General features: G+C 63.8%; 14 protein-coding genes. 5 read left to right on the forward strand and 9 right to left on the reverse strand.

Annotation, left to right across the window (positions count from 1 at the left end; all coding sequences use genetic code 11):
- Positions 1-4: 4 nt before the first annotated feature.
- The 3 genes from KY465_RS00180 to KY465_RS00190 all read right to left on the reverse strand — a co-directional run bounded on the left by KY465_RS00180 (position 5) and on the right by KY465_RS00190 (position 3,723).
- Complete coding sequence (locus KY465_RS00180; protein WP_219157087.1) at positions 5-538, reverse strand: VOC family protein; 534 nt, start codon at positions 536-538, stop codon at positions 5-7.
- Between the two features lie 46 nt (positions 539-584).
- A complete protein-coding gene (locus KY465_RS00185; RefSeq protein ID WP_219157090.1) occupies positions 585-2,777 on the reverse strand; it encodes an alpha-ketoacid dehydrogenase subunit alpha/beta in 2,193 nt (730 codons plus the stop codon).
- Positions 2,778-2,856: 79 nt separating this feature from the next.
- A complete protein-coding gene (locus KY465_RS00190; protein WP_219157093.1) occupies positions 2,857-3,723 on the reverse strand; it encodes an alpha/beta fold hydrolase in 867 nt (288 codons plus the stop codon).
- Between the two features lie 458 nt (positions 3,724-4,181).
- Between KY465_RS00190 and KY465_RS00195 the strand changes: the two genes are divergently transcribed.
- Positions 4,182-5,267 (forward strand): ABC transporter ATP-binding protein, encoded by a 1,086-nt coding sequence (locus KY465_RS00195; RefSeq protein ID WP_219157095.1) that lies wholly within the window; start codon positions 4,182-4,184, stop codon positions 5,265-5,267.
- On the forward strand, positions 5,260-6,246 hold the full coding sequence (locus KY465_RS00200; RefSeq protein WP_219157098.1) for an ABC transporter ATP-binding protein: 987 nt from the start codon (positions 5,260-5,262) through the stop codon (positions 6,244-6,246). Before KY465_RS00195 ends, KY465_RS00200 begins: the two co-directional genes overlap by 8 nt.
- Before the next feature lie 20 nt (positions 6,247-6,266).
- On the opposite strand, the gene KY465_RS00205 is transcribed toward KY465_RS00200, so the two are convergent.
- From KY465_RS00205 to KY465_RS00215, 3 genes are read right to left on the reverse strand one after another with little or no spacing between them, the layout of a single operon-like run.
- Positions 6,267-7,442 (reverse strand): mandelate racemase/muconate lactonizing enzyme family protein, encoded by a 1,176-nt coding sequence (locus tag KY465_RS00205; RefSeq protein WP_219157101.1) that lies wholly within the window; start codon positions 7,440-7,442, stop codon positions 6,267-6,269.
- A 21-nt stretch (positions 7,443-7,463) separates the two neighbouring features.
- On the reverse strand, positions 7,464-8,954 hold the full coding sequence (locus KY465_RS00210; protein WP_219157104.1) for a M81 family metallopeptidase: 1,491 nt from the start codon (positions 8,952-8,954) through the stop codon (positions 7,464-7,466).
- Between the two features lie 26 nt (positions 8,955-8,980).
- Complete coding sequence (locus tag KY465_RS00215) at positions 8,981-10,021, reverse strand: succinylglutamate desuccinylase/aspartoacylase family protein (protein WP_219157107.1); 1,041 nt, start codon at positions 10,019-10,021, stop codon at positions 8,981-8,983.
- A 113-nt stretch (positions 10,022-10,134) separates the two neighbouring features.
- Here KY465_RS00215 and KY465_RS00220 point away from each other — a divergent pair, with 113 nt between their 5' ends.
- Genes KY465_RS00220 through KY465_RS00230 form a run of 3 tightly spaced genes read left to right on the forward strand, consistent with a single transcriptional unit; the run spans position 10,135 to position 12,976 of the window.
- Positions 10,135-11,334, forward strand: a complete 1,200-nt coding sequence (locus KY465_RS00220; protein WP_255561363.1) for a mandelate racemase/muconate lactonizing enzyme family protein — start codon at positions 10,135-10,137, stop codon at positions 11,332-11,334.
- 35 nt (positions 11,335-11,369) lie between these two features.
- Positions 11,370-12,116 carry an SDR family NAD(P)-dependent oxidoreductase gene (locus tag KY465_RS00225; protein ID WP_219157110.1) on the forward strand — a complete coding sequence of 249 codons (747 nt, stop codon included), beginning with the start codon at positions 11,370-11,372 and terminating at the stop codon, positions 12,114-12,116.
- 14 nt (positions 12,117-12,130) lie between these two features.
- Entirely contained in the window at positions 12,131-12,976 is an 846-nt protein-coding gene (locus tag KY465_RS00230) for a fumarylacetoacetate hydrolase family protein (protein ID WP_219157113.1), read from the forward strand.
- Positions 12,977-13,009: 33 nt separating this feature from the next.
- On the opposite strand, the gene KY465_RS00235 is transcribed toward KY465_RS00230, so the two are convergent.
- Genes KY465_RS00235 through KY465_RS00245 form a run of 3 tightly spaced genes read right to left on the reverse strand, consistent with a single transcriptional unit; the run spans position 13,010 to position 15,625 of the window.
- On the reverse strand, positions 13,010-13,744 hold the full coding sequence (locus KY465_RS00235) for an SDR family oxidoreductase (protein WP_219157115.1): 735 nt from the start codon (positions 13,742-13,744) through the stop codon (positions 13,010-13,012).
- Between the two features lie 29 nt (positions 13,745-13,773).
- On the reverse strand, positions 13,774-14,688 hold the full coding sequence (locus tag KY465_RS00240) for an ABC transporter permease (RefSeq protein WP_219157118.1): 915 nt from the start codon (positions 14,686-14,688) through the stop codon (positions 13,774-13,776).
- Positions 14,678-15,625: an ABC transporter permease gene (locus tag KY465_RS00245; RefSeq protein ID WP_219157121.1), complete on the reverse strand. Its 948-nt coding sequence runs from the start codon at positions 15,623-15,625 to the stop codon at positions 14,678-14,680. The genes KY465_RS00240 and KY465_RS00245 overlap by 11 nt, the downstream gene beginning before the upstream one ends.
- Positions 15,626-15,774: the final 149 nt, after the last annotated feature.

The raw sequence follows: 15,774 nt of genomic DNA on the forward strand, positions 1-15,774 counted from the left end.
GAAGTCACTCCTGCGGATGGACGGGATGCCAAAGACGGTGCAGGGTCGCGCGTTCATAGGCCTTGCGCCCGGGAAAGCTGACCAGTTCGCATTGCATGCCCCATGGGGTCAGGAAATAGACCCAGGTCTGCCCGCCGCTCGGCCCGTCCGCGCGGTAGGTCGGCACACCGAGTATGCTCACGCCGCTGTCCTGCAAGGCGGCATAGGCCGTGTCGAAATCGAGGGCATAGAAGGCAAGATGATGTCCGCCGACATCGCTGTTGGCCGGCGGCGTCCTGGCCTGGTCGGGCGCGTCGTATTCGAAAATCTCGAAATTGCTGCCGTGACCGCAACGCAGGAAGGCCAGGCGCTTCATGACGGCACGCCGATCGACACCCAGATGCGTCTGCATCCAGTCCCCATCGCTTTGAAAGGGTCCGACCTCGTATATTTTCTGGCAGCCCAGCACATCGACAAAGAACGCCACGGCAGCATCGAGATCGGGAACGGTGAACCCGATATGTTCGACGCCCGCGATGCCCGGTACTTTCCCCGTCATGGGCCGCGTGTCCCCGCTGCACGCAGGCCGCCGTGCGGCTGCGCACTCATGATGTCGCCACCGCCAGGCCCTGGTCGGCCATCACTTTTCGCAAAGCGGCTTCGATGTCGCCGGTTCGCGTTGAAGCCGCCGCCTCGAGCACTTTCGAAATGCTCGGCGAGGCTTCGGCGCCATGCACACGCTGGATTGGCTGATCCAGCGCATCAAAACACCGCCGCTGCAATTCATCGGCCAGCCAGCCGCCATAGGATGTGCCGGCGGCCCCCTGCTCCACGATCAGGACATTGTTGGTCTTCCAGACGGATGCTTCGACCGTCTCCCAATCGAAGCTCGCCCGATCGAGGGTGCGCAGATCGATAATCTCGACATCAAGACCCAACCGCTCCACGGCCTCGCGAACGGCGGTCACCATCGACAGGTAAGTCAGGACGGTCGCATGTTTGCCGGTGCGCACCACCTTGGCCTTGCCGATGGGAATGACATAATCCAGATCGTCGGCCGGCGCCGCGCCTTTGCTCGCATACAGATCCACATGTTCAAGCACCAGCACCGGGTCGTCGCAGCGCAGGGCGGCATTCATCAATCCAACATAGTCAAAGGGCGTTGACGGCGCCACGATGCGCCAGCCCGGCGACGTGGCGAAAATGCCGACCGGATCCATCGAATGCTGCGAGCCGTACCCCGTGCCGATCGCCACCTTGGTGCGCACCACCAGGGGCATTGCATTCTCACCCCCGAACATGTGCCGCGCCTTGCCGATCTGGTTGAACAGCTGGTCGGCCGCCACCCAGATGAAATCGGGATACATGAACTCGACGACCGGCCGCACCCGCCCGTCTGCAGCCATCCCCGCGGCAAGGCCGGTAAAAGCGTTCTCGGAGATCGGCGTGCCGAGGCAGCGATCGGCAAATTCCTGCGCCAGGCCGCGCGTCGCCCCGTTGGTGCCACCCCTGAGCCGGTGCACATCCTCACCGAGCACGACGATCCGCTCATCCTCTGCCATGCGCCGCCGCATCACATCGGCCACGACGTCAATGAATTTCACGTCCTCGACAAGCGAACCGGAAAAGCTGTCCTGCTCCTCGAACCGGGCATCTGCAAATTCCGACAGATCGCCACGCAGCCCGAAATCGCGAAAATCCTCTGACGGCCAGAGGGCCGGCACCACCTGCCGCCGATCGCCGGTTTCCTCGACCAGTTCGCCGGCAATGTCGTCCATCATCGCCTGACAGGCATTGTGCAGCTTAACGACAGCGACGCTGCCGATGATCTGCCGCTCCTGAAGATCGCGCGCCATCGCCACGAGCGGATCGCGCCCGCGCCATTCCTGCTCTTCGTCCTTTGTGCGATATCCGAAAGCCGATCCGGGCAGCGCGCCATTCTGATGGAAATAGCGGTAGACATCCGCCTCGATGATCACCGGCCCGCCGCCACTGCGCATGATCGCGTTGGCCTCCTGCGCCGCAAGATAGACCGCCAGCGTGTCCATCCCATCAACCCGCAGGGACGGAATGCCGAAACCCAGCCCGCGCGCCGACAACCGGGTTTCGGCGGTAACCTCGTCAACGCGCGTGGATACCGCATAATGGTTGTTCTCGATGAAGAAGCACAGCGGAAGTTTCCAGGCGGCGGCAATGTTCATGGTCTCGAGAACCGATCCGATGTTCACCGCCCCATCACCGAAATAGGTGTAGACGACATCGCCGCTGCCGGCGCGCTGATGCGCCCAGGCTGCACCCGCCGCCATCGGAACGCCGCCACCGACGATGGCGTTGGTGCCGAGATTCCCCGCTTCGGCCCAGCGCAGATGCATTGATCCGCCACGCCCTTTGCAGAACCCGTCAGAAAGACCGATGATTTCCGCCAGGGTGCGCTTGGCCACCTGGCGAATGTCGCTGCCAAGTTCAGCTTCGGGGTCGATCCCGTCGGGCCGGAGATAAGCCAGCGCCTTGGCGAGAAACTGATGGTGGGCGCGATGCGAACCATTCACCTGATCGCTGCCACGCAGCGCCAGGATGGAGCCCACGGCACCCCCCTCCTGGCCGACGGCTGAATGCGCCGGTCCATGAACCAGCCCCTGCGAAGCCAGTTCCAGCACCTTTTCTTCAAACACCCTGACAAGGTGCAGCATGCTGAGCATGCTGCGTCCGAGCGGAGCGGCAAGCCCCGACCGGTCCTCAGGCGAGGGCGATATTTCGCGCCAGAAACTGTGGGGGACCAGATCCGAATAGACGGGCATCATGCATTCCTTGAGAATTTGCGGCCGCGCGCTGCGCTGATCCGCCACGGACGCCAGAGATCGGGTAATCCGACGGCGCTCACGTGCCCGGTCCTGCCGATCCTTTCGCTTCGGGAAGATCCTGGCGCAGGAAATCGAGCAGCAGAGCATTGAAGTAGCCCGGACGATCGAGTTGCACCCAGTGCCCGGCGCCGGTCACACGCTCATAGCGCCAGAAGCCCTCCACCGCGTTTTTCGATCCGATCATCCGCATTTCCTGCAGAAACACGTCATCGAGCCCGAACACCCCCATGGTCGCGGATTGGATGGAGCCGACAGACGGCATCACCAGGCCGTTCTGCGGCGAATAATTCGCCCGATACCAGTTCATGGCGGCCCGCAGGGCGTTCGGACGCGACAGATCTTCGATCCATTTACCGCATTCGTCGTGATGCCGCACAAGCTGCCGAAACAGGCTGAAATTGTCGCGCGCCATCATCTCCTCGGCGACGCCCTCGAACTGGAACAGCAGGATGTACCAGGCCTTTTCCATCCCCTCGATCGTGCGGCTGAAAATCGGGTGCCCCGAGCCGACGGGAATGAACCGGTTGACGCGTTCGGGATGGCGATGCGCCAGATACCACCCCACATTGGCACCCCAGTCGTGGCAAAGAACATGTGCGTTCTCGAGATCAAGGCTGTCCATCACCGCAACCACATCGCCGACCAGCAGATCGATCGCGTAGGCCTCGACCTCCACGGGCTTGCTCGACGCACCAAAGCCGCGCTGATCCAGCGCGATGACGCGGTAACCGGCACTCACCAGCGCATCGACCTGATGCCGCCACAGGAACCAGCTGTCGGGAAAGCCATGCAGGCAGACGACCGCCGGACCCTCTCCGAAGATCGCCACATTGAGATCGACGCCAGCGGAATGAATGGTTTGAAAATCCGGTTTCATCGTCATTCGCAGGCAACCTTTCTGAAACGCTATCGGCCCACTGCGGAGACGGTCATTCTCGCGGTCACGCAAAATTCAGGTCCACGGCGCAGCCCGCTGCCGCTGCAACTCACCCCGCTAATCGGCGACGATCCACCGTAACGAAAATTTTTCCGGTTAAAAGTGACATTAACTTATCGTTTGTGTGAGTAGATTTTACACTACCCCCCCCCCCAGAGACGGAATTCGGAGCTTCGATCGGTGGGAATGAGCGCACTCACCGGAAAGAACAGCATTCACTCCCATCACAGCATGCTTGTGGCGGGCCGATTAGCGCCGAGGGCATGGGCTATCCTTGCCGCGAGGTGGTCAACAGCGGCCTGCTGCCGCTATGATGGGAAACGACCACAGCCAGAAGCGGCGCGAGGGCGCCTTTCCGCAATCACAAAACTTGCGGAAATCGTATGATAGTATACGATATTTCTATGATAGACGGAGCCGAAACTGTCCCTGAGCGTTCCGCTGGGGCTGAGCGATCGACGCGCCAGCCGGCCGGCGGGCCTGTCGCTCAATCTGACACTGCTGCCCCGCCCCTCCTTGAAGTCCGCAACCTGAAAGTTGCTTTTGGCGCCGTACCGGTGGTCAGCGGTGTCTCCTTCACTGTGCATCAGGGCGAGGTGGTGGGCATCGTCGGCGAATCCGGCAGCGGCAAGAGCGTCTCCGCCCTCGCGCTGATGCGTCTGCTGCCGCGTCACGCTCACATCAGCGCCGAGCGGATGAATTTTTGTGGCGAGGATCTGCTGAGTGCCGACCGCAGGCGCTATGAGCAATTGCGCGGCGCCGACATCGCAATGATTTTCCAGGAACCGATGACGGCTCTGAACCCGGTGTTGACGGTCGGCGAGCAGATCGCCGAGACGCTGCGCCGCCATGAGCGCCTCGGTCGCCGCCAGGCGCGCGCCCGCGCTATTGATGCCCTCGCCCGTGTCGGCATACCGGCGCCGGCGCGCCGCGTCGATGACTACCCGCACCAGATGTCGGGCGGCATGCGCCAGCGCGCCATGATCGCCATGGCCCTCGCCTGCCAGCCGCGCGTGCTGATCGCCGACGAACCGACGACCGCACTTGATGTGACGATCCAGGCCCAGATTCTCGAACTGCTGCAGGATCTGCAGGAAGAGTTTCAGATGGGCACGGTGATGATCACCCACGATCTCGGCGTCGTATCCTCCTTCGCCGACCGGGTGATGATCATGTATGCTGGCCAGGTGGTCGAGGATGCGAGTGCGGCCCAGGCATTCGCCAGCCCGAAACATCCCTATACGGAGGGACTGCTGGCCAGCATCCCCTTAAGTCAGTCGGACGTTGACCGGCTTTACGCCATACCCGGCGCCGTCCCGCCACCCTTTGATCTGCCGCCCGGCTGCCGCTTCGAGCCGCGGTGCGCCGCATCAAGGCCGCCCTGCCGGGAGGCGAGGCCGGTGCTGTATCCCTGCGGCGATGACCACCGCGTCGCCTGCATACGCCCGACCGGCTACGTGTTTCCGGACCGCGGAGAGTGCAATGAATAACGCTGAGGCGCCGCTGTTGCGCGTCGACAATCTCGAAAAGCGCTTCGAGATCGGCGGCAGGCTTCTGGCCGCTGCAAAGACGGTGCGCGCCGTCGATGATGTCTCCTTTGCCATCAACAAGGGCGAGACACTCGGCCTCGTCGGGGAAAGCGGCTGCGGCAAGACGACGGTCGGCCGCCTGGTGCTGCGGCTCATCGAACCGACCGCCGGCGAGATCACCTTTGACGGCACCGATCTGAAATCACTGCAGCCAGCGGAAATGCGCGCCATGCGCCGCGACCTGCAGATCATTTTCCAGGACCCTCTCGGCGCCCTCAATCCGCGCATGAGCGTCGGCGAACTGATCATCGAACCAATGGTCATCCACGGCATCGGCACCCCCGCCGAGCGTTACCGGCGCCTTGGCGAACTTCTCAATCTCGTCGGCCTTGCGCGCTATCATGCCGGCCGTTTTCCGCACGAATTCTCCGGCGGTCAGCGCCAGCGCATCTGCATTGCCCGCGCCCTCGCCCTCAATCCGCGTTTCATCGTTTGCGACGAAGCCGCTTCCGCCCTCGATGTTTCGATCCAGGCACAAATTCTCAATCTGCTGCAGGATCTGAAAGCCGAGCTCGATCTCACCTATCTGTTCATCAGCCATGACCTCGGGGTCATCCGTCACATCTCGGACCGGGTCATGGTGATGTATCTCGGCAAGGTGGTGGAATACGGCGACAAGCAACAGATCTTCGAGCGGCCGGCGCATCCCTACACCATTGCCCTGTTGCGTTCTGCACCGGCGCGCCACAAGGGCAAGACGCGCTACAGGGCGATTGCCGGCGATCTGCCGAGCCCCTTCGATCCGCCCCCCGGCTGCCCCTTCCACTCCCGCTGCCCGATCGCACGCGAGATCTGCACGTCGACGCCGCCGCCGCTTTCGCCGGTGGCCGGCGGAACGCATCAGGCCGCTTGCCATTTCGCCGGTGAAATGACGCTCTGAGGCAAGTGCGTTGTCCGGGCCTAGAGATCCGGCGTCCGGTAGATCACTTCGCCACTGACGCGGATTTCCGTGTCAACGAGATAGGGCCGGATCGCCTCGACATTGATGTCGATCCCCAGTCCCGGTGCTTCCGGCGCCCGGACACACCCATCCGCATCAAGTCCGATCGGCACCGCAGCAATCGCCGCCGCCAGCGGTTTGGGGCTGGCCGGATATTCGCAGATGCGGCTGCAATCCATGCCCGCGAACGGTTGCAGCGACGCCGACAGGGCCAGGTGCGAGGTGAAGGTGTGATTGACATAGGTGACTTTGCGCGCTGCCGCCATTTCCGCCACCTGGCGCGCCGGTCCGATCCCGCCGATGCGGCCGCAATCGACCTGCACGAAGCCAATGCGGCCATAGTCCAGAAGATGCTGCGCCATGTGCACATTGTGCGCCGCCTCGCCACCAGCCAGACGCACCCGCGACCTATGCTCCGCCAGAGCTGCATAAGCCTCGAAGGCGCCGGCGTCGAACGGCTCCTCGAGCCACAGCACATCGGCCGCATCGAGCGCCTCGAGCCGGTCCGCAGCCGCGCCGACATCCGTTCCGAAGATCTGCCCGGCATCGACCATCAGATGCGCATCCGCGCCCAGCCCCTGCCGTGCCGCCTCGAACTGCGCCGCATCGGCAGCAACCCCGTGCCGGCCGATCGGACCCCAGCCGAATTTCGCAGCGTGGAACCCTTCGCCGCGCGCCTGCTCGGCCCGCCCCCGCGTGATCTCCGGCGTTTCGCCGAACAGCAATGAGGCATAGGGCGTCTTGGCGAGCGAAGCAGGAAATCCGAGCAGGGACCAGACCGGCGCATCATGCTTGCGCCCGAGCAGGTCCCACAGGGCCATCTCGATGCCCGACAACGTATGCGCCGACTGCAGCAGATCCATCGAATTGTAGCGCACCTCGGCCGAAATGCGGGCGATGTCGGCCACGCTGTCCAGCCGCGCGCCGAGAACCGAGGCCCCGACCGGACGGCAGACGCCATGCGATGGCGGACAGACGAATGCGGCGATCGAGGGCAGCGGCGCCGCTTCACATTCGCCCCAGCCGACCAGCCCGCCGGCACTGACTCGCACCAGCAACGCGTCCTGGCTGCCGTCCACCTCCTCGGTGATCTCCGGCATCGCCAGATAAAACAGCTCGACGGATTCGATCTTCATGTCAGCCTTTCAGACAGCCGCTCAGCCACGCCGATGGAGCGTGGCGCGCGGGACGAATTCATGAATGGCATCGAGCGGAAACATCGGGCGGGCGCAGATCCGGTGGCCGAGCTGCGCGATATTCGCCGATGTCGCGCCCGGCGCGTCGATGTTGAAATTGGCCGCCACCCAGCCGTCATACATGTGATATTCGGTGTGCGGCGACTTCACCACGACGAGGTCGAAATCAGCCGGATTAAGGCCACAGGCGAAATACATCGCCCGGTCAAACAGGCTGACGGTCCGGCTCATGACGACGACGGTGAACTGCTCGAATGCCAGCACCGCCGTCGCTCCCGCATCGAGCGGCAGCCCCATCGTTTCAAGGCGCGCCCTCCCGTCGGAGAGCAATTTTACTCGTGCCGTCACCGGCATCGGCCTGTAGCGCTCGGCATCCATGCCGCCCCCGAGCGTGAGCGAAAGCGTTGCCCCTACGCCCGCCTGGTGGGCCGCCGCGGCGGCGGCGGGATCGACAATCTGCGCCAGCACCCGCTTCGGATATTTCGCCTCGCGCAGGGCCTGCAAGATGACGTTGGAATCGCCGCTGGCGCCGGACGACGTGGCATCGGCCGCATCGGTGAAGCACACTGTTCCCTTTAGTGTGCGCGCCTGGCCGATGGCCCGCTCAAGGGGCACCAGCCGGCTTTGCATGCGATGACGCATCGCCCAGAACTCCGCGGCAAGCCGTTCGGCTTCCCGTTGCGCGGTTTTGCCATCCCCGTCCGTACTGATGATCACCTGGCTGCACACTTCCGGCACATCGGTGAAGGGATTGCCGATCATGACGCCGGCCGACAGGGCGCTTCCCTCGGCTTCCAGCCGCTGGCACTCGCGGATCAGATCGCCATAGCAGCCCGTACGCGTGATCAGTTCGTCGCCGCGCACCAGCGCCGGAATGACCGCCCGCGCGATTGCCGCCGGCGGTCCGCCGGCCATCAGACGCAGCAGCAGCCGCGCCGCCCGCGCCCCCGTGTCGGCAAAATCGACATGCGGATAGGTGTGATAGATCGCCAGCCCGTCGATCGCCTTGATCATTTTCTCGGTCAGGATGCCGTGCAGATCAAGCGAGATGACGATCGGCGTATCGGGGCCGGCCATGGCGCGGATTTCACTGAGCAGAAATCCTTCGGGATCAAGTTCGCCGGAAGCGCCCATGGCGCCGTGCAACGACACGTAAATGGCGTCGACCGCGTCGATCTTGGCCCGAACCGCCTCCAGCAGCTGCTGCGACAGGCGGCGCCAGCCCTGCTCCGACAACAGGCCGGCGCTGCCGGCGCGCGCCGCAATGCCCGGCATTACCCTGATGCCCGCATCGGCATTGAGGATCTGCAACGCACCGCCAATCGCGGTGTTGCCGCCGCGATGCGCAAACAGCGCCTCGCCTTGTTCGATCTCGAAATTCTCATACTCCGACGGCACAGGGTTGAAGGAGGAGATCTCCTGCATGCACTCGACGATCAGCACGGTCTTCATCGCAATTCCCCGGCGCATGCGCCTGTTCAATAACTGGGCCAGTTGTCCGCGTAATCCTCCATGACGATCGCCACGGCATCACCGCGCGCCACCCGGCCCGGACCGGCGCCGAACCAGATAACACCATCTTTTTGATAGTTTAGCGTGATCGGCTCTGAATCCACATCCTCGATGAAATGCAGATAGCCGGCCACGTCCCCGGCCCGCACCGCGGCCCCGACATAATGGGTCGGCTCGAACAAGCCTCCGCGTGGGGCGAAAACATAGGAGTCCGGATCCCGCACCATCATGTGCCGCGTTTGCGCGCTTCCGTCCGCCTGTCCGGTGACCGGTTCCCCCTCGATCACCCCCATATGCTTGAGGATGTTCTCGATGCCCCGGCGGGCAATACGGACACCTTCGATATTCACCCGCCCCCAGCCACCCAGCTCGGTGCCCAGCGAGATGATGCCGCGGCGTTCGACGCAGGAGGTAAAGGTCGCATCCTCGTCGACACCGCCGAACACGACGTTGTAAGGCGCCCCGAAGGCAGCCGCCGCCGCCAGCGTCTTCTCGCGCATGCCGGCATCGGCGACATGATGCATGTTGGTCGACAAGGCCGAATCAAACGAATGTCCGGCCGTGTGCATATCCACCGAAATGTCGGCCATGGGCAGGATGACGCTGTCGAGAAAATGCGCCAGCATCTGGCTGAACGTGCCGCGTGGATCTCCTGGAAAACAGCGGTTGATATCCCATCCGTCGACCGGCGACAGGCGTGTATCGGCAAGAATGGCGGGAATATTCACCGCCGGCATCATGATCACGCGGCCCTGCACCTCTTCGGGGCGCAGCGTGCGAGCCAGCCGCGAGATGGCAATCGGCCCCTCATATTCATCGCCATGCACCCCGCCGGTCAGCAGCACCGTCGGCCCTTCCCCGTTCTTCACCACGACGATCGGAATTTCGACCGTGCCCCAGCCGGAAGTGTTGCGCGACAACGGCGCCCGCGCATAACCGGCCTGCCGGCCGTTCCTCTCGAAGTCGATCGTCGTGACGATCCTGCTCCGTGCCGCACTGTCATTCATCGGGAGATCTCGCTTAAAAGGGTTGTTTCGTAAGATTGTATACTATATTTCTGGAGTCAAGGTCGGCGACACCGGCATTCGGCGGATCGCGGCATTGCAGTCAGGAGAAAGAGATGCAGTCGGGCATGCCGAAGATCACCCCGCCAAGCGAACCGGCTTCGCTCTGCGCACAAAGGATCACCGCCGTGCGGGTCGCTCCCCTGCACGGAGAGAGCCCGCAGGGCGGCTGGCGCCACGAGATCGAGCCCGATGATTCCATACACGCGCTGGTCGCCGTGCACACCGACGCTGGCGTTTCGGGCTTCGGCAGCGCCTTCACCAGCGGAGCTCTGGTGCAGGGCGCGGTTGATGTGCTCGCCCCGCTTCTGATCGGTGAAAACGCGCTCGAGGTCGAACGGGTCAGCGAGAAGCTCAACCAGCATACCTTCTGGCTCGGCCGGGGCGGCACCCTCACGCATGCGATCAGCGCCATCGACATTGCCCTGTGGGATATTCTCGGCAAGGCGACGGGCCTGTCGGTCGGGCGTCTCATCGGCGGTCGTCATCGTGATCGCGTCCGCCCCTATTGCTCGCTGTTGATGGATGCCCCCGAACGCATGGAAGGCCATGTCGCTCCCCAGTATGAACAGGGCTACCGTGCTTTCAAGATCGGCTGGGGTCCATTCGGACGCCGCGATGACCGCCGGCTGGATGAAGCGATCATTCGCGCCACAAGGACGGCCATCGGCGACGATGCGCGCCTGTTCGTCGATGCCGGCGCCAGTGACGCCTACTGGCCGAACGGTCTGAAATGGGCGTTGAACACCGCACATATGCTCGCCGATTACGATGTCGGCTGGTTTGAGGAACCGCTCAAGCCGGATGCCATCGATGATTATGTCACATTGCGCCAGGCAAGCCCTGTGCCTGTCGCCGGCGGCGAGGTCCTGACCCGCCGTCAATCCTACACTCCATGGCTGGTGCGCGGCGCGCTCGACATCGTGCAGCCTGACGTCACCAAGGTCGGCGGCATCAGCGAACAGCGGCGCATCGCCTGGATGGCCGCCGAATTTGGCGTGCGCTATGTCGGCCATGGCTGGAACACCGCCCTTGGTCTTGCCGCCGATCTGCAGCTGGCGAGTGCCATTCCCGACTGCGACCTTGTCGAATACATCTGCGGCAGCGCCTATGTGGATCGCCTTGCCCAGCAGCCCTTTGCCCTCGATGCGGATGGCTTGCTGCCAATACCGGACGTTCCGGGCCTTGGCGTGGCGCCTGATCCCGGTCTGCTGGCCCGCTACACGCCCGACGCCGGACGCTTTTTCTCCGCCTGAACCGCATCAGAGAACGCCGTGACAGGAGTGGCTTGATGAACCAGATCGACCTGAAGGATCGCACCGCCGTGGTTACCGGCGGCGCCCAGGGCATCGGGCGTGCCGTTGCCGAACGGCTGACCGCCTCCGGTGCAACGGTCTGCCTCTGGGACAAGGATGCGGCCCTTGCTGAGCGCACCGCCGCCGAACTGGGTGCCGGGACTTCTTTCCTCGCCGTCGACCTCACCGATTTCGCAGCTGTCGAGAAGGCCACTGCCGAGACCGAAGCCCGCCTGGGCCGGATCGACATCCTGATCGCCAATGCCGGCATCGCCGGTGCCAATGCTCCGGTCGCCGATTATCCGGTCGAGGAATGGCGGCGCATCGTCGACATCAACCTCAACGGTGTCTTCTATTGTTGCAAGACGGTGGTCGCCGGCATGGCACGCCGCAATTACGGCCGCATTGTCAATCTCGCTTCGATCGCCGGCAAGGAAGGCAACCCGAATGCCGCCGCCTACTCCGCCTCGAAAGCCGGCGTCATTGCCCTGACCAAGTCGCTCGGCAAGGAAATGGCCGGTCACGACATCGCCGTTAATTGCGTCACGCCGGCCGCGGCCCGCACCCGCATTTTCGATCAGATGTCGCAAGAGCACATCGACTACATGCTGTCGCGCATTCCGCGCGGACGCTTTCTTGAACTTGATGAAGCGGCCGCTATGATCGCCTGGCTCGTCAGCGCCGAGAACACATTTGCCACAGGCGCCGTCTTCGACCTGTCCGGCGGTCGCGCCACCTACTAGCTCAAGGAGCCCTTATGAAACTTCTTCGCACCGGCCAGCCCGGACAGGAGAAACCTGCTCTCCGCGCCGAGGACGGCAGCCTGCGTGATCTCTCGGGCATTGTCTCCGACATCGCTGGCGAAGTGCTCACACCCGACGGGCTTGAAGAGATCCGCCGCATTGATCCGGCGACCCTGCCGCAGTTGCCGGAGGATGGTCGTATCGGCCCGTGTGTGGGCGCGGTGGGCAAGTTCATCTGCATTGGCCTCAACTATGCCGACCATGCCGCCGAGGCTGGCCAGCCGCTGCCTGCCGAGCCGATCATCTTCATGAAGGCGACCAGCGCCATCTGCGGCCCGGACGACACGGTGCTGATCCCGCGCGAGTCGCAAAAAACCGACTGGGAGCTTGAGCTTGGCGTCGTCATCGGCAAGCCCGGGCGCTACATCGAGGAGAGCGATGCCCTGGCACATGTTGCCGGTTATTGCGTCATCAACGACATTTCCGAGCGCGAATATCAGCTCGAACGCGGTGGCACCTGGGACAAGGGCAAGGGCTGCGATACATTTGGTCCGATCGGCCCGTGGCTGGTCACCGCCGATGAAATTCCCGACCCGCAATCCCTCGCCATGTGGCTCGAGGTCGATGGCAAGCGCTACCAGGACGGCTCCAGCCGAACGATGATTTTCGGCGTTGCCGAACTGATCAGCTATGTCAGCCGCTTCATGAGCCTGCAAAGCGGCGACGTCATCTCGACCGGAACGCCGCCTGGCGTCGGCATGGGTCAGAAACCGCCGGTCTACCTGAAGGCTGGCCAGACCATGCGCCTCGGCATTGAAGGCCTCGGCGAGCAATGCCAGAAGGTGGCCGCCGACACCTGAGAACCGCCGGCCGGAAGCCATGTCGGCCTGCCCTCAAATGCTCCAGCCACCGTCGATCGCATAGGCCTGCCCGGTCGTGAAGCCGGCGCTCGCCAGATGCACGGCCAGAGCGGCAATCTCCTCGGGCGTCCCGATCCGTCCCATCGGCTGTCGCCCGATGAAGGCGGCGCGCGCCGTCTCGTAATCGCCCTGGGCCCGCATCCTTCCCTGCAGGGAGGGGCTGTCGACCGTTCCGGGGCAGATGGCGTTGCAGCGGATGCCCTGCGTGACATAATCGGCAGCAACCGCCTTGGTCAGCCCGATCACTGCCGCCTTGGTCGTGCCGTAGATGGCCCGGCTCGGCGCTCCCTTCAAGCTCGACACCACCGACGCCATGTTGATGATGCAGCCCTCTTTCTGCGCCAGCATGGCCGGCAGGAAGGCGCGGATGGTGCGCACCATCGCTTTGACATTGATGTCGAAAGCGGCGTCGAGATCGGCCTCCTCGAGTTCGAGGATCGTGCCGCCATGCACGACGCCGGCACAATTGAACAGCACGTCGACGCAACCGGTGTCAGCGGCCAGATCGGCGATTGCGGCGGCATCGCGCACATCGAGCTGCCGCGTGCCAAGGCCCGGTGCCGCCTCGAGGCCGGCGAGCAGCGCCGGGTCGACATCTGTCGCCAGAACCTGGGCTCCCGCCTGCGCGAAAGCCAGCGCGCTGGCGCGCCCGATCCCCTGCCCGGCCGCCGTGATCAGAACCTTCTTGCCATCAAGCGAACCGTTCATCGCTGCCTCCCTCTCTGCTTACACAGGCCTCAGCCAGCCTCACGCCCCTGCCGCAATTGCGGATCCGTGACGTCGCGCAATCCATCGCCCATCAGGTTGAGTCCAAGCACCGCGGCGGCGATCGCAATGCCGGGAAAGAACGCGATCCAGCCCGCTTCCTGCAGATAGGTGCGCCCCTCGGCGATGATGTTGCCGAGCGACGGCGCCGGCGGCGGTGGCCCGACGCCAAGAAAGCTCAGTATCGCCTCTGCAAGGATCGACACCGCGAACACGAAGGTCAGTTGCACGATGAGAGGCGACAGCGCATTGACCAGAATGTAGCGGAAGATGATGCGGCCATGCCCGGCGCCCACCGCCACCGCGGCCTCGACATAAGGCAGCGCCCGGATCACCAGGACACTGGAGCGCACGATGCGCGCCGTGCGCGGCGTGAAGGTCACGGTCAGCGCGATCACGGCATTCAGCGCCGACGGCCCGAGCGCCGCCGCAAGCGCAATCGCCAGCAGGACGCCGGGAAACGCCATCAGACCGTCCATGACCCGCATCAGGAGATTGTCGAGCCAGCGCACATAGCCGGCCAGCATGCCGAGAAACACGCCGAACACGCCGGTCATCACCACCACCGAAATGCCGATTCCCAGCGAAATGCGCGTGCCGTGGATCACCCGGCTTAAAATGTCGCGCCCGTAGCCGTCGGTGCCGAACCAATGCTTCATGGAGGGCGGCGCCAGCAAGCTGCGGTAATTGTTCTTGTTCGGCTCGTAAGGCGCGATCAGGTCCGCGAACACCGCGGTCAGCACGATCAGGAAGAACAGTGCAAAGCCGACCCGGAAGGACCGGTGCGCCGCAAGCCGCCCGAAAAAGCGGACAATGCCGCGGCGCCGCGCCCGGGCGACCTCCCGCTCAAGCGCTTCAGGTGTTTCGGCTGCCTCCTCAACGGTCATCACGCACCCTCGGATCCAGCCAGCCATAAGCGAGATCGACCAGAATATTGACGAACACGAAGGTCGCGGCCGTGATCAGCAGTCCGCCCTGGATGATCGGATAATCGCGCCGCTGGATGGCGCCGATGATCAGCCGGCCGACGCCCGGCAGCGAAAACACCTGTTCGATCACCACCGCCCCGCCCAGCAAGACCCCGGTCATCACGCCGACAACCGTGACAATCGGCACCAGGGCATTGCGCAGGGCGTGTTTGAAGATGATCGTGTGGCTGCGCATGCCCTTGGCGCGCGCCGTGCGGATGTAGTCCTGACTCATCACTTCGAGCATCGAAGAGCGCGTCATGCGGGCCACCACGCCCATCTGGGTGATCGCCAGTGCCAGGGCCGGCAGGGTCATCGATCGCGCCCAGCCGAACAGGCTTTCACTGAGCGGCACATAGCCCCCGGTCGGAAACCAGCCGAGCCCGACCGAAAACACGGAAATCAGGATCAGCGCGAACCAGAAATCGGGGACCGACAGGCCGAACAGGGCCAGCGACATCGACCCCTGATCGAGCCAGCTGTCATGGCGGATTGCCGAGACGATGCCGAGCAGAACGCCAAGCACGATGGCCAGAACAAGCGCGATACCCGCCAGGGACAAGGTGACCGGCAGGCGTTCGAGCACGGCATCGGTAACCGACATGTTGAGCAGATAGGACTGGCCGAGATCGCCGCTGAGCAGCCGCCCGTACCAGCGCACCGCCTGCTCGATCATCGGTCGGTCAAGCCCGAGCCGCTCACGGATCTCGGCCCGTTGCGCCTCGGTCGAATCGCTGCCGGCGAGCTCCGCGGTGACGTCCCCGGGGACGATCGCAATGATTATGAAGCTGACCAGCGAGACGACAATCAGCACCGGGATGGCGCTGAGCAGACGTCGCACGAGAAATGAAATCAAGAACCCTGCTCCGCTCTGCACAGACGTTTCGCGACAAGCTCCCATGCCATTCTTGCCGCCGTTCACATTCAAGGCGCGAGAAAGATCGTCAGGCGCCTTTCTTGTGACAGACCGGGCGCGACGGGGGTGCCGCGCCCAGATTTTGTTTC

It is taken from the genome of Neohoeflea coraliihabitans, assembly GCF_019334345.1.
GTDB lineage: Bacteria > Pseudomonadota > Alphaproteobacteria > Rhizobiales > Rhizobiaceae > Pseudohoeflea > Pseudohoeflea coraliihabitans.

Excerpts from the sequence above, each read along its gene's own strand:
- KY465_RS00180 (WP_219157087.1), bottom strand. The coding sequence starts at position 538 with ATGACGGGGAAAGTACCGGGCATCGCGGGCGTCGAACATATCGGGTTC.
- KY465_RS00185 (WP_219157090.1), bottom strand. The coding sequence starts at position 2,777 with ATGCCCGTCTATTCGGATCTGGTCCCCCACAGTTTCTGGCGCGAAATA.
- KY465_RS00190 (WP_219157093.1), bottom strand. The coding sequence starts at position 3,723 with ATGACGATGAAACCGGATTTTCAAACCATTCATTCCGCTGGCGTCGAT.
- KY465_RS00195 (WP_219157095.1), top strand. The coding sequence starts at position 4,182 with ATGATAGACGGAGCCGAAACTGTCCCTGAGCGTTCCGCTGGGGCTGAG.
- KY465_RS00200 (WP_219157098.1), top strand. The coding sequence starts at position 5,260 with ATGAATAACGCTGAGGCGCCGCTGTTGCGCGTCGACAATCTCGAAAAG.
- KY465_RS00205 (WP_219157101.1), bottom strand. The coding sequence starts at position 7,442 with ATGAAGATCGAATCCGTCGAGCTGTTTTATCTGGCGATGCCGGAGATC.
- KY465_RS00210 (WP_219157104.1), bottom strand. The coding sequence starts at position 8,954 with ATGAAGACCGTGCTGATCGTCGAGTGCATGCAGGAGATCTCCTCCTTC.
- KY465_RS00215 (WP_219157107.1), bottom strand. The coding sequence starts at position 10,021 with ATGAATGACAGTGCGGCACGGAGCAGGATCGTCACGACGATCGACTTC.
- KY465_RS00220 (WP_255561363.1), top strand. The coding sequence starts at position 10,135 with ATGCAGTCGGGCATGCCGAAGATCACCCCGCCAAGCGAACCGGCTTCG.
- KY465_RS00225 (WP_219157110.1), top strand. The coding sequence starts at position 11,370 with ATGAACCAGATCGACCTGAAGGATCGCACCGCCGTGGTTACCGGCGGC.
- KY465_RS00230 (WP_219157113.1), top strand. The coding sequence starts at position 12,131 with ATGAAACTTCTTCGCACCGGCCAGCCCGGACAGGAGAAACCTGCTCTC.
- KY465_RS00235 (WP_219157115.1), bottom strand. The coding sequence starts at position 13,744 with ATGAACGGTTCGCTTGATGGCAAGAAGGTTCTGATCACGGCGGCCGGG.
- KY465_RS00240 (WP_219157118.1), bottom strand. The coding sequence starts at position 14,688 with ATGACCGTTGAGGAGGCAGCCGAAACACCTGAAGCGCTTGAGCGGGAG.